The sequence below is a fragment of the Pseudomonas sp. TSRC2-2 genome (genome assembly GCF_049897785.1).
Taxonomy (GTDB): domain Bacteria; phylum Pseudomonadota; class Gammaproteobacteria; order Pseudomonadales; family Pseudomonadaceae; genus Aquipseudomonas.
In genome coordinates, this window is sequence record NZ_JAFCWZ010000001.1 from 122,837 (window position 1) to 135,829 (window position 12,993).

Annotated in this window: 11 protein-coding genes; 5 read left to right on the plus strand and 6 right to left on the minus strand. The window is 56.9% G+C overall.

The window, feature by feature from the left end; all coding sequences use genetic code 11:
- Positions 1-15 precede the first annotated feature (15 nt).
- The 6 genes from dmpG to dnaA form a co-directional block, all read right to left on the minus strand.
- Complete coding sequence (dmpG, locus tag ACP7D9_RS00610) at positions 16-1,011, minus strand: 4-hydroxy-2-oxovalerate aldolase (protein WP_313000348.1); 996 nt, start codon at positions 1,009-1,011, stop codon at positions 16-18.
- Positions 1,008-1,898, minus strand: coding sequence for an acetaldehyde dehydrogenase (acetylating) (locus ACP7D9_RS00615; protein WP_101159723.1), 891 nt, complete (start codon positions 1,896-1,898; stop codon positions 1,008-1,010). The genes dmpG and ACP7D9_RS00615 overlap by 4 nt, the downstream gene beginning before the upstream one ends.
- Positions 1,899-2,263: 365 nt before the next feature.
- Positions 2,264-4,681: a DNA topoisomerase (ATP-hydrolyzing) subunit B gene (gyrB, locus tag ACP7D9_RS00620; RefSeq protein WP_024014948.1), complete on the minus strand. Its 2,418-nt coding sequence runs from the start codon at positions 4,679-4,681 to the stop codon at positions 2,264-2,266.
- A gap of 5 nt (positions 4,682-4,686) precedes the next feature.
- On the minus strand, positions 4,687-5,790 hold the full coding sequence (gene recF / locus ACP7D9_RS00625; RefSeq protein ID WP_426155027.1) for a DNA replication/repair protein RecF: 1,104 nt from the start codon (positions 5,788-5,790) through the stop codon (positions 4,687-4,689).
- A 14-nt stretch (positions 5,791-5,804) separates the two neighbouring features.
- Positions 5,805-6,908 carry a DNA polymerase III subunit beta gene (dnaN, locus tag ACP7D9_RS00630; protein ID WP_016772390.1) on the minus strand — a complete coding sequence of 368 codons (1,104 nt, stop codon included), beginning with the start codon at positions 6,906-6,908 and terminating at the stop codon, positions 5,805-5,807.
- A 39-nt stretch (positions 6,909-6,947) separates the two neighbouring features.
- A complete protein-coding gene (gene dnaA, locus ACP7D9_RS00635) occupies positions 6,948-8,465 on the minus strand; it encodes a chromosomal replication initiator protein DnaA (protein WP_101159733.1) in 1,518 nt (505 codons plus the stop codon).
- Positions 8,466-9,031: 566 nt separating this feature from the next.
- On the opposite strand from dnaA, the gene rpmH reads away from it, so the two are divergent.
- From rpmH to mnmE, 5 genes are all read left to right on the plus strand, one after another.
- Positions 9,032-9,166: a 50S ribosomal protein L34 gene (gene rpmH, locus ACP7D9_RS00640; RefSeq protein ID WP_003213577.1), complete on the plus strand. Its 135-nt coding sequence runs from the start codon at positions 9,032-9,034 to the stop codon at positions 9,164-9,166.
- A gap of 16 nt (positions 9,167-9,182) precedes the next feature.
- A complete protein-coding gene (rnpA, locus tag ACP7D9_RS00645; protein WP_426155576.1) occupies positions 9,183-9,584 on the plus strand; it encodes a ribonuclease P protein component in 402 nt (133 codons plus the stop codon).
- On the plus strand, positions 9,577-9,822 hold the full coding sequence (gene yidD, locus ACP7D9_RS00650) for a membrane protein insertion efficiency factor YidD (protein ID WP_027901580.1): 246 nt from the start codon (positions 9,577-9,579) through the stop codon (positions 9,820-9,822). The genes rnpA and yidD overlap by 8 nt, the downstream gene beginning before the upstream one ends.
- A gap of 2 nt (positions 9,823-9,824) precedes the next feature.
- The gene (yidC, locus tag ACP7D9_RS00655; protein WP_426155030.1) at positions 9,825-11,504 is read left to right on the plus strand and encodes a membrane protein insertase YidC; all 1,680 of its coding nucleotides are present in this window, start codon (positions 9,825-9,827) and stop codon (positions 11,502-11,504) included.
- An 81-nt stretch (positions 11,505-11,585) separates the two neighbouring features.
- Positions 11,586-12,953 carry a tRNA uridine-5-carboxymethylaminomethyl(34) synthesis GTPase MnmE gene (gene mnmE, locus ACP7D9_RS00660; protein WP_426155032.1) on the plus strand — a complete coding sequence of 456 codons (1,368 nt, stop codon included), beginning with the start codon at positions 11,586-11,588 and terminating at the stop codon, positions 12,951-12,953.
- The last annotated feature ends 40 nt before the right edge of the window (positions 12,954-12,993 follow it).

Consider the following 12,993-nt stretch of genomic DNA (forward strand, 5'->3'; position numbering starts at 1 on the left):
ATTCCTGAAATGAAGTCAGCTGGCAGTAGAAAGTCTGGCCGCGGTCTCGACGATGATGTCTTCCTGTCCAGCCACTAACTTGCGTTGACCCAACAATTGATAGAGCTGATATTCATCCACGCTGAACTGTTCCGCGGCGCGCCTTATATGCGGAGCAAACCCTGAGAACAGTCCGTAAATTCCGCTAGCGATATTGGCCGCGCCAATGTGCGGCGTCAGGCAATCGAGATACTGTTCCGAGGTGCGCGCCAGCCTGGCGATGGATTCGAAGGAACACTGGGTCCGATAGCCCAAGCGATTCAGCACGGCGATCAAAGTCTCCAGCTGCGTATTGCCAGCCCCTGCGCCAAAGCCCTTGATGCAAGCATCCAGCAGTTGAGCACCCTCCTCGACAGCAGCGAGCGAATTTGCAACCGCCATGCCGAGGTTATTGTGCGCGTGGAAGCCAAGCTTGGTGTCGGTAAGCTCCTGTATAGCCTGAATTCGCCAGCGCACATCATCAGGGGTCAGGTAACCCGCACTGTCCATCAGGATAACGGCATCGGCACCATAGCTCGCCATGAGCGACGCCTGCTCGGCCAGCAAATCTGGTTCCGCCATATGACTCATCATCAAGACACCGTAGACGGTCTTGCCCTGATTCTTGACCGACTCGATATAGGGAGCGGTAATGTTGGCTTCCGTGCAGTGACTGGCTATACGGAAAATATCCACACCGACTTCAATAGCCATTTCAAGATCAGTCGACTTACCCAACCCGGGGATGAAGTGAATACCCAGACGTCCGTGTTGGATGGCCGATCTGGCAGTTTCAAGCATTTCCCGATCGTCAATGTTACTCAGCCCCAGAAGGGCCGAAGAACCGCCTAGTCCGTTGCCATGACCCACTTCAATTACATCGATTCCTGCAGCGTCGGCCTGCTCGGCATATAGGCGAATCTGTTCTTTGGAGAGTTGGTGGCGGACAGCATGGTTGCCATCACGCAAAGTGCAATCAGTAATGGTAATCATGCGGCGCTACGCTCCCAGCAGGCAGAGTGGAATTCGGCTACTGCAATCGCGGCACAATTGATGATGTCGAGGTTGCCGGCATAGGCGGGAAGGTAATCACCGCTACCGCGCACCGTTACACTCATTGCCAGGTGGCCTTTCGACTCGATTGGTTCCAGTACCATCTGATAGCCAGGCACGTATTGTTGAACACGAGCAACCATCTGCCTGACAGTAGCCCGCACCTTCTCGATGCATTCGTAACGGCCCTTGGCAAATACCGTCGTCTGCATGTCGATGCCAGGTTTGGCCGGATTGATGTTCAGAACTGCCTTGGTCAAACCCGCACCGCTAAAGTGTCGTAACGCTTGCTCGGTGGTCAAAATGTATTGATTAATGTTTTCCCGCGTCGCGAGTCCGGCGCTGTCCGATGCGATGGTCGAAGCAACTTCGATGTACTCCAGAGATTCGAACGATTGAGCAATCGCGTACGCCAACGGAATACTCGCCTGGCCGCCACAAGTAACCAGATTCACGTTGCGTTCACTGGCGATGCTGTCGAGGTTGATCGAAGGCACGCAAATTGCGCCGAGCTTTGCCGGGGTCATATCAATCGCCAGGAGGTTAGCCCTGCGAAATACCTGATCGTTCATTCTGTGCGATTGAGCAGACGTCGCGTCGAAAACAATATCGAGCTCAGTGGCGTGTTGGGCCAGGAACTCAATACCATCTGACGAAGTAGCGATGCCCAATTCGCGGGCCCTAGCCAAGCCTTCGCTATTGGAGCTGCGTCCGATCACCATTCTGAGATCCAGATGATGAGAGCGCATCGCCTTGTACATCAGGTCGATTCCTATGCTTCCCGATCCGATTATCGCTGCGCGCTTGCGAGGTATTACTGATTCCATTTTTGCTGACTCCTGACCTGACATCCATCCCCGTTACCTCGCTCGGGACTCTGTTCCTCAGAGTCCCTAACCCGTTTAGAAACCTTAAGCCAGCAGGTTGGGGGATTGCTTGTACGTTCTTGGGTTCAGAGAGGAAATGGAGAAGATTCATCGGCGCAGGCATCTGAGGTCATTCAGAGATGGCATTGCGTCTGGAGAAGGATGGGCGAACCGGGCCCGGAGACCGCAATTTGGAAAGCAGAGGCCAGAAGTTGAGATTACTGAAAATAAAAAAGGCCAATTCAATGAATTGGCCTTTTTGCGTTTGAGTCAGTCAATCATCTACTTGTGAAAAAGTGATCAACTGAGGTAACAACCTACACGGATCAGAAATCCAGGTTGGACACCGCCAACGCGTTGCTTTCGATGAAGTCCCGGCGAGGTTCGACCGCATCACCCATCAGGGTGTTGAAGATCTGGTCTGCACCGATGGCGTCTTCGATGGTGACTTTCAGCATGCGGCGCACGCTTGGGTCCATGGTGGTTTCCCACAGCTGATCCGGGTTCATTTCACCCAGACCTTTGTATCGCTGAATGGTGTGGCGCTTGGTACTTTCGGCCATCAGCCAGTCGAGGGCTTCCTTGAACTCAGTAACAGCTTTCTTGCGCTCGCCACGCTGGATGTACGCGCCTTCGTCGAGCAGGGTGCTCAGCTGCGCGCCCAGGGTGACCACAGTTTTGTAGTCGTTGCTGCCGAAGAAGTCGCGGTTGAAGGTGACGTAGTTCGACAGGCCGTGGGAGATCAGTTCGACCTCCGGCAGCCAGACGCCACGTTCACGGTCTTCGCGCAGGCTGGCTTTGTAGACCAGGCCGGACTTCTCGTTGGTACGCAGACGAACTTCATACTGGGCCAGCCACTCTTGCATTGCTGCATGATCGCCCAGGGTTTCCAGGCTGACGGCTGGCAGGTAGATGAAGTGCTCGGTCAACTCCTGTGGGTACAGGCGCGACAGACGCTTGAGCGTCTTCATGACCATACGGAAGTCATTCACCAGACGCTCCAGCGCTTCACCGGAAATGCCGGGGGCTTCTTCGTTCAGGTGCAGGCTCGCATCTTCCAGGGCCGACTGAGTCATGTACTCTTCCATGGCGTCGTCGTCTTTGATGTATTGCTCTTGCTTGCCTTTCTTGACCTTGTACAGCGGCGGCTGGGCAATGTAGATGTAGCCACGCTCGATCAGCTCCGGCAACTGACGGAAGAAGAAAGTCAGCAGCAGGGTGCGGATGTGCGAACCGTCGACGTCAGCGTCGGTCATGATGATGATGTTGTGATAGCGCAACTTGTCGATGTTGTACTCTTCGCGACCGATGCCGCAGCCCAGCGCGGTGATCAGCGTGCCCACTTCCTGGGAAGAGATCATCTTGTCAAAGCGAGCTTTCTCGACGTTGAGGATCTTGCCCTTCAACGGCAGGATCGCCTGGGTCTTGCGGTTACGTCCCTGCTTGGCAGAGCCGCCCGCGGAGTCACCTTCCACCAGGTACAGTTCGGACAGCGCCGGGTCTTTTTCCTGGCAGTCAGCGAGTTTGCCCGGCAGGCCGGCGATGTCCAGCGCGCCTTTGCGGCGGGTCATCTCACGAGCCTTGCGCGCCGCTTCACGGGCACGGGCGGCGTCGATCATCTTGCCGACCACCAGCTTGGCTTCGTTCGGGTTTTCCAGGAGGAAGTCGGAGAAGTATTTGCCCATTTCCTGCTCGACCGCAGTCTTCACTTCGGAAGACACCAACTTGTCTTTGGTCTGCGAGCTGAACTTCGGATCCGGCACTTTCACCGAGATGATTGCGGTCAGGCCTTCACGGGCATCGTCACCGGTGGTGGCGACTTTGTGCTTCTTCGCCAGACCTTCCTGCTCAATGTAGTTGTTCAGGTTACGCGTCAGCGCCGAGCGGAAGCCGACCAGGTGGGTGCCGCCGTCTCGCTGCGGAATGTTGTTGGTGAAACACAACAGGTTCTCGTTGAAGCTGTCGTTCCACTGCAGGGCGATTTCCACGCCGATGCCGTCTTCGCGCTGGATGTTGAAGTGGAACACCTGATTGACCGCAGTCTTGTTGGTGTTCAGGTATTCAACGAACGCACGCAGGCCGCCTTCGTATTTGAACAGCTCTTCCTTGCCGCTGCGCTCATCCTTGAGGACGATGCCGACACCGGAGTTGAGGAACGACAGTTCACGAATGCGCTTGGCGAGGATGTCCCAGCTGAAGTGAATGTTCTTGAAGGTTTCGCTGGAAGCTTTGAAGTGAATCTGGGTGCCGGTGGTTTCGCTGTCGCCAACGATGGCCATCGGTGCCTGAGGTACGCCGTGAACGTAGGTCTGTTCCCAGATCTTGCCGCTGCGGCGGACGGTCAGAACCAGCTCTTCGGACAGCGCGTTCACTACCGAAACACCTACACCGTGCAGACCGCCGGATACCTTGTAGGAGTTGTCGTCGAACTTACCGCCAGCGTGGAGGACGGTCATGATGACCTCGGCGGCGGAAACGCCTTCCTCTTTATGCACGTCTACCGGGATGCCACGACCGTTGTCTTTAACGGTGATGGATTCGTCCGGGTGGATGATGATGCTGATGTCGTCGCAATGGCCGGCGAGGGCTTCGTCGATCGAGTTGTCGACCACCTCGAACACCATGTGGTGCAGACCGCTACCATCGTCGGTGTCACCAATGTACATACCGGGACGTTTGCGTACGGCATCCAGGCCTTTCAGCACTTTAATGCTCGTTGAGTCGTACGTATTTTCTTCGCTCAATGCCTTCACTCCCGATGGTCGTGGGTCTGGGTGATACGGCCCTGTTCCACGTGGAACAAAGCGACTGGCGTTTCCGTCTGCCAGCCTTCCCTCAGTAATTCGTGATCTACACAGGTGATGAACACCTGGCAGCGTAAGTCTTCCAGCAAGCGGCACAGCGCGCGACGATGGCTCTCGTCCAGCTCGGACGGCAAGTCATCCACCAGATAAATACACTGACCGCGGCGGGCCTGGCTGACCAGGTGCCCCTGGGCAATCCGCAGCGCACAGACCACCAGCTTCTGCTGACCCCGGGACAAGATGTCCGCGGCATTGTGTGCGCCCAATCTAAGACGCAAATCAGCGCGTTGCGGTCCGGCCTGGGTGTGCCCCATCTGCTGGTCCCGTTGTACGGAACCGGCAAGTACGGCGCTCAATTCGCGGTCTTTGTCCCAGCCTCGGTAATAGCTGAGCGTCAAACCGTCGAGCTCAACCAGTTCGCTCAAGGTCTGCTCGAAGACCGGTTTCAAGGCTGTGATGTAAGCGCGGCGGTATTCATCGATTTCAGCGCTAGCCTGGCACAGTTCCCTGTCCCAAACCGCTTGCGAAACGGCGTCAAGTGTACCATGCCGCAGCCAGGAGTTTCTCTGGCGCAAGGCCTTCTGCAAACGCTGCCAGGTCCCCATGAACCGAGGCTCAACGTGGAACACACCCCAATCGAGAAACTGCCGACGAATCTTCGGCGCGCCTTCCAGCAGACGGAAGCTGTCCGGGTTGATCAACTGCAGTGGCAGGATCTCCGCCAACTGCGCAGCGCTGCGCGCGTTCTGGCCATCGATACGGATCTGGAATTCGCCCTGACGGTCTCGGGAGATCCCCAGCGCACTGTGTCCGCCCTCTGCCAATTCAACCTGACCGAATACCGTACAGGCGAGTTGCTCGTACTGGATGACCGGCAACAGGCGCGTGCTGCGAAACGAACGGGCGAGCCCCAGCAGGTGAATGGCTTCCAGAACACTGGTTTTGCCGCTGCCGTTGGCGCCGTAAAGGATGTTGATGCGGGGGGAGGGGGAGAAGGTCACCGGGTGCAGATTGCGCACCGCGGTGACCGAAACGCGACTTAACGACATTCAGGATCCGCTGATTACAGACGCATCGGCATGACAACGTAAGCCGAGTCGTCATTGTCGGACTCTTGCACCAGCGCACTGCTGTTGGAGTCAGACAGGATCAGGCGAACCTGCTCGGTGGTCATCACGCCCAGCACGTCGAGCAAATAGCTGACGTTAAAGCCGATTTCCAGCGAGCCGCCATTGTATTCAACGCCCACTTCTTCTTCCGCTTCTTCCTGCTCCGGGTTGTTGGCCTGGATCTTCAGCTGACCGCTGGCCAGTTGCAGACGGATACCACGGTACTTCTCGTTGGACAGAATCGCGGTCCGGCTGAATGCTTCACGCAGTGCCTGGCGATCGCCCAGGACCAGCTTGTCGCCACCCTTTGGCAGCACACGCTCGTAATCCGGGAATTTACCGTCGACCAGTTTCGAGGTGAACGTGAACTCGCCGGTGGTCGCACGAATGTGGTGTTGACCAAGGACAATGCTGACATTGCCATCCGGCTCGGTGAGCAGACGCGCCAGTTCGAGGATACCTTTGCGCGGCACGATCACCTGGTGCCGATCCGGCTGACCGATATCGGCCTGCATTGAACACATGGCCAGACGGTGACCGTCAGTCGCGACCGCGCGGATCACACCCGCAGAAACTTCCAGCAGCATGCCGTTGAGGTAGTAGCGCACGTCCTGCTGGGCCATGGCGAAGCTGGTGCGTTCGATCAGTCGACGCAGCTTGCTTTGCTCCAGGCTGCAGGTCAGCGAGCCCGGGCCTTCTTCGACGGTCGGGAAATCGTTGGCCGGCAGGGTCGACAGGGTGAAACGGCTGCGACCAGCCTTCACCACGAGCTTCTGCTCGTCGACTTTGATGTCGATCAGCGCATCGTTGGGCAGGCTTTTGCAGATGTCCATCAGCTTGCGCGCCGGCACCGTGATGGAGCCCGTTTCGGCAGGCTCTTCAAGTTGCACACGACCAACCAGTTCGACTTCCAGGTCGGTACCGGTCAGCGACAGTTGCTGGCCTTCGACAACCAACAGCACGTTGGAGAGTACCGGCAAGGTCTGTCGGCGCTCGACGACGCCTGCGACCAGTTGCAGGGGTTTCAACAGGGCTTCGCGTTGAATGGTGAAATGCATGGTCTAGTCCCTTGCCTTAATAAGCTGCGCTGGTGTTCATCAAGTGGTCAATGTACGCAGCAGGTTCTTGTAGTCCTCGCGGATGTCCGCGTCGGATTCCTTAAGTTCATTGATCTTGCGGCAGGCGTGCAACACGGTGGTGTGGTCGCGACCGCCAAACACATCGCCGATTTCCGGCAGGCTGTGGTTGGTCAGTTCCTTGGACAACGCCATCGCCACCTGACGCGGACGTGCAACCGAGCGCGAACGGCGCTTGGACAGCAGGTCGGAGATCTTGATCTTGTAGTATTCGGCGACGGTGCGCTGAATGTTATCCACAGAGACCAGTTTGTCCTGCAACGCCAGCAGGTCTTTCAGGGATTCGCGGATCAGCTCGATGGTGATGTCGCGGCCCATGAAGTGCGAGTGGGCGATCACGCGTTTCAGCGCGCCTTCCAGCTCACGGACGTTGGAGCGAATACGCTGGGCAATGAAGAACGCGGCGTCATGGGGCAACTCGACCTTAGCCTGATCGGCCTTTTTCATCAGGATCGCCACGCGGGTTTCCAGTTCCGGCGGCTCGACGGCAACGGTAAGGCCCCAGCCGAAGCGGGATTTCAGACGTTCTTCAAGGCCTTCGATTTCTTTCGGGTAGCGGTCACTGGTAAGAATGACCTGCTGACCACCTTCAAGCAGGGCGTTGAAGGTGTGGAAAAACTCTTCCTGAGAGCGCTCCTTGCGAGCGAAGAACTGAATATCGTCGATGAGCAAGGCGTCCACCGAACGGTAGAAGCGCTTGAATTCGTTGATCGCGTTCAGTTGCAGCGCCTTGACCATGTCGGCCACGAAACGCTCGGAATGCAGGTACACGACCTTGGCATTCGGATTCTTCTTTAATAGGTGGTTGCCCACCGCGTGCATCAAGTGGGTTTTACCCAAGCCGACGCCACCATAAAGGAACAATGGGTTGTAACCGTGCTTGGGGTTGTCCGCCACTTGCCAGGCCGCCGCACGGGCGAGCTGGTTGGATTTACCTTCTACGAAATTCTCGAAGGTGAATGTACGGTTCAGGTAACTGGTGTGCTTGAGCGCACCTTCGACCTGCACGGTGCGCTGTTCGGCGCGAACCGGGGCCTGTTGCGAAGCAGCGCCGGCCATCGGGTCGAAGCTGTCACGGGACGGCTCCTCACTGACTTCAGCAGTTTTCTGCGTGGAACGCTTGGCCGGAGCGGGCGCCGGTGCCAGGTTGTTCGTCGGCACGTTATTGGCCTGCGCCTGGGAAACCTGCGCCGCCGCCAGCGGGGCATTCGGTGCGGCACGCGGTGCGGAGCTGCGTTTGCTGCCTATTAACAAGGACAGCGCCGGCGTCGAGCCATTGCCGTGCTCATCCAGCAATTCAAGAACCCGGCCCAGGTACTTTTCGTTGACCCAGTCCAGCACGAACCGATTCGGTGCGTAGACGCGCAACTCGTCGCCTTCGGCTTCGACCTGTAGTGGACGGATCCAGGTGTTGAATTGTTGGGCAGGCAGCTCTTCGCGCAAAAGCTCTACGCACTGCTGCCAAAGTTCCACTGACACGGATATCCCCTAAGTTGAAAGCCGGTGAGGCAAAAACAAGCGGCCATTGTAGCGGCGAGCCGTTAACTTATCCACATGCAGGTAGCTCCATCGCCATCATTTATCAACGCACAGGCGTCACGAAAGGCGACCAACGGTCTGTGAATAAGCCCTGTGGATAAACACCTCTGAGGGCACTGGACAACTGGGGGCTGAACCCGGTGGATAACTGGCCTGTGGATAACAGGCCCTTTCACTCACAGCTTATCCGATAGCGCAGCACAGGCTGAACACGGTTTTCCCCTGTAGTTGTCATTCTCTGTACATCACATGGAATAAGGCCTCGTGGCGGTTATCCACAGAAGAACCCGTGCCTAGCTTTTACAAGCTTTACAGAAAAGCTTTAAATAATTCCCTTCTTTATTTTTATATCTGGCGGACAGGCTTTCGAGCTAAAACCCCACTCGGATCTATTTATAAGGAAACGCTGGTTGGAAATTGACCTGAAGGCTTGCTTTCTCTAGAATCCCCGGTCTCTTAAAACGGGGGCCATTCCGGCCCGTTGTGGACGAACCAGGTAACACGACATGAAACGTACTTTCCAACCAAGCACTATCAAACGCGCTCGTACCCACGGTTTCCGTGCTCGCATGGCTACCAAGAACGGCCGCGCAGTCCTGTCGCGTCGTCGCGCCAAAGGTCGTGCGCGTCTGGCAGTTTGATAATCCGGTACTGGAGGTGAGTCAGGACTTCAGTCGGGAAAAGCGTCTGCTTACCCCCCGGCATTTCAAGGCAGTCTTTGACTCCCCTACCGGCAAGGTTCCGGGGAAAAATCTCCTGCTCCTTGCACGCGACAACGATCTTGATCACCCCCGACTAGGGCTGGTTATCGGGAAAAAGAGCGTAAAGCTCTCCGTTGAGCGCAATCGCCTCAAACGTCTGATGCGCGAATCGTTCCGTCTGCACCAGGATTCACTGGTCGGCTGGGACATCGTTATCGTCGCGCGCAAAGGTTTGGGTGATGTAGAAAACCCCGAATTGATTCAGCATTTCGGCAAACTCTGGAAGCGTCTGGCGCGTAACAAGCCAGTTCCGGCAGTCACAACCGAAACTGTAGGGGTAGACAGTACCGATGCGTAAACTGGCCCTCGTTCCGATCCAGTTTTATCGCTATGCCATTAGTCCTTTAATGGCCAGCCACTGTCGCTTCTACCCCAGTTGTTCCTGCTACGCGTATGAAGCCATTGAAAATCATGGCCTTCTGCGCGGTGGCTGGCTGACCTTTCGTCGTTTAGGTCGCTGTCATCCGTGGAATCCCGGTGGTTATGACCCGGTTCCACCTGTCCCTACCTCCCGTTCTTCTTCGATGGCCGAGTAATCATGGATATCAAACGCACGATCCTGATCGTCGCCCTGGCAATCGTGTCCTACGTCATGGTTCTTAAATGGAACCAGGATTATGGCCAGGCTGCCCTGCCGACTCAGAATGTTGCTTCCAGTACGACTACATCCGGTTTGCCGGACACCGCCACTGGCACCAATGCCGCCAGTGACGATATTCCGCGCGCCGCCAGCGATACCAGCGCACCTGCCGAAACGCCGGTTGCCGCCAGCAAGGACCTGATTCAGGTCAAGACCGATGTGCTCGATCTGGCGATCGATCCACAAGGTGGCGACGTTGCGCAACTGACTCTGCCTCTGTATCCACGTCGTCAGGACCGTCCTGACGTGCCGTTCCAGCTGTTCGACAACGGCGGCGAACGTGTTTATCTGGCGCAAAGCGGTCTGATCGGCACCAACGGCCCGGATGCAAACCCGGCCGGTCGTCCGGTTTATTCCTCGGAGAAGAAGGTTTACCAACTGGCTGACGGTCAGGATCAACTCGTGGTTGACCTGAAATTCAGCAAGGACAGCGTCAACTACATCAAGCGTTTCACCGTCAAACGTGGCCTGTACGACGTTGCCGTTTCCTACATTGTGGATAACCAGAGCGCTCAGCCCTGGAACGGCGCGATGTTCGCTCAGCTGAAACGTGATGCAAGCGCGGATCCTTCGTCCACAACAGCTACTGGCACTGCGACTTACCTGGGCGCTGCCCTGTGGACAAGTTCGGAGCCGTACAAGAAAGTGTCCATGAAGGACATGGACAAGGCGCAGCTCAAAGAAACCGTCACCGGTGGCTGGGTCGCCTGGCTGCAACATTACTTCGTGACTGCGTGGATTCCGGCCAAGGGCGAAAACAACATCGTCCAGACCCGAAAAGACAGCAAAGGCAACTACATCATCGGTTACACCGGTCCTACGTTGACCGCTGCTCCGGGTGCCAAGGTTGAAACCAGCGCTGTGCTGTACGCCGGTCCGAAAAGTCAGGCAGTGCTGAAAGAGTTGTCCCCAGGTCTGGAATTGACCGTCGATTACGGCATTCTGTGGTTCATTGCCCAGCCTATCTTCTGGCTGCTGCAACACATCCACGCGATTGTCGGTAACTGGGGCTGGTCGATCATCTTCCTTACCATGCTGATCAAAGGGATTTTCTTCCCGCTGTCAGCGGCCAGCTACAAGTCGATGGCGCGCATGCGTGCCGTGGCGCCGAAATTGGCTGCGCTGAAAGAGCAACATGGCGATGACCGGCAGAAGATGTCGCAAGCCATGATGGAGCTGTACAAGAAAGAGAAGATCAATCCACTGGGCGGCTGCTTGCCAATCCTCGTGCAGATGCCGGTCTTCCTGTCGCTGTACTGGGTTCTGCTGGAAAGCGTGGAAATGCGCCAGGCGCCGTTCATGCTGTGGATCACTGACCTGTCGATCAAGGATCCGTTCTTCATTCTGCCGATCATCATGGGCGCAACCATGTTCATCCAGCAGCAGCTGAACCCGACTCCTCCGGATCCGATGCAGGCGAAAGTGATGAAAATGATGCCAATCATCTTCACCTTCTTCTTCCTGTGGTTCCCGGCAGGTCTGGTGCTGTACTGGGTAGTGAACAACTGCCTGTCGATTGCACAACAGTGGTACATCACGCGTAAGATCGAAGCGGCAACGAAAAAAGCCGAGGCGTAACTTGCACTGTGGATAACACCACTCAAAACGCCCCCTAGTGGGGCGTTTTGCTATCTGCCACTTTTGTCTGGATGCCGCTTTATGAGCACACCCCGTGAAACCATCGCCGCCGTCGCCACCGCCCAAGGTCGCGGCGGTGTGGGCATCGTCCGTATTTCCGGGCCGTTGGCCAATGTGGCGGCAAAAGCCATCAGCGGCCGAGAACTGAAACCGCGATACGCCCATTACGGGCCGTTTTTCAGCGACGATCAGCAGGTGCTGGATGAAGGTCTGGCACTGTATTTCCCGGGGCCGAACTCGTTCACCGGCGAAGACGTCCTGGAATTGCAGGGCCACGGTGGCCCGATCGTGCTCGACATGTTGCTCAAACGCTGCCTGGAACTGGGTTGCCGTCTGGCCCGTCCGGGTGAATTCAGCGAGCGCGCCTTTCTCAATGACAAACTCGATCTGGCCCAGGCCGAGGCCATAGCCGATTTGATCGAAGCCAGTTCTGCACAAGCGGCGCGCAATGCGTTGCGTTCATTGCAGGGTGCATTCTCGCAGCGTGTGCATAACTTGACCGAACAGCTTATCGGTCTGCGCATCTATGTCGAAGCCGCCATCGACTTCCCCGAAGAGGAAATCGACTTTCTTGCCGACGGCCATGTGCTCGGCATGCTCGACAAGGTGCGCGACGAGTTATCCACAGTCTTGCGCGAAGCCGGGCAGGGTGCGTTGTTGCGCGACGGCATGACTGTGGTGATCGCCGGTCGGCCAAATGCCGGCAAATCCAGCCTGTTGAATGCATTGGCCGGTCGCGAAGCCGCGATCGTGACCGAGATCGCTGGCACAACGCGGGATATTCTGCGCGAACATATCCACATCGACGGCATGCCACTGCATGTGGTCGACACCGCCGGTCTGCGCGATACCGATGATCATGTGGAAAAGATCGGCGTGGAACGAGCCTTGAAAGCCATTGGTGAAGCGGATCGGGTTCTGCTGGTGGTCGATGCAACCGCGCCGGAAGCACTGGACCCGTTTGCCTTGTGGCCTGAATTCCTCGAGAGCCGACCGGATCCGTCGAAAGTGACGCTGATCCGCAACAAGGCTGATCTGTCCGGCGAGATGATTGCGTTGGAAACCAGTGACGACGGTCACGTAACGATCAGTCTCAGCGCCAAGTCCGCTGAAGGTCTCGATCTGCTGCGTGACCATCTCAAGGCGTGCATGGGTTACGAGCAGACCTCGGAAAGCAGCTTCAGCGCACGCCGCCGGCATCTGGAAGCACTGCGCCACGCCAGCGCGGCGCTGGAACATGGCCGCGCCCAATTGACCGTGGCCGGGGCCGGCGAATTGCTCGCCGAGGATTTGCGCCAGGCTCAGCATTCGCTGGGGGAAATTACCGGAGCGTTCAGCTCAGATGATTTGCTGGGAAGAATCTTCTCCAGCTTCTGCATCGGCAAATAACAGAGGGGGCTGTGGATAATTATCCACAACCCTCTTTGCT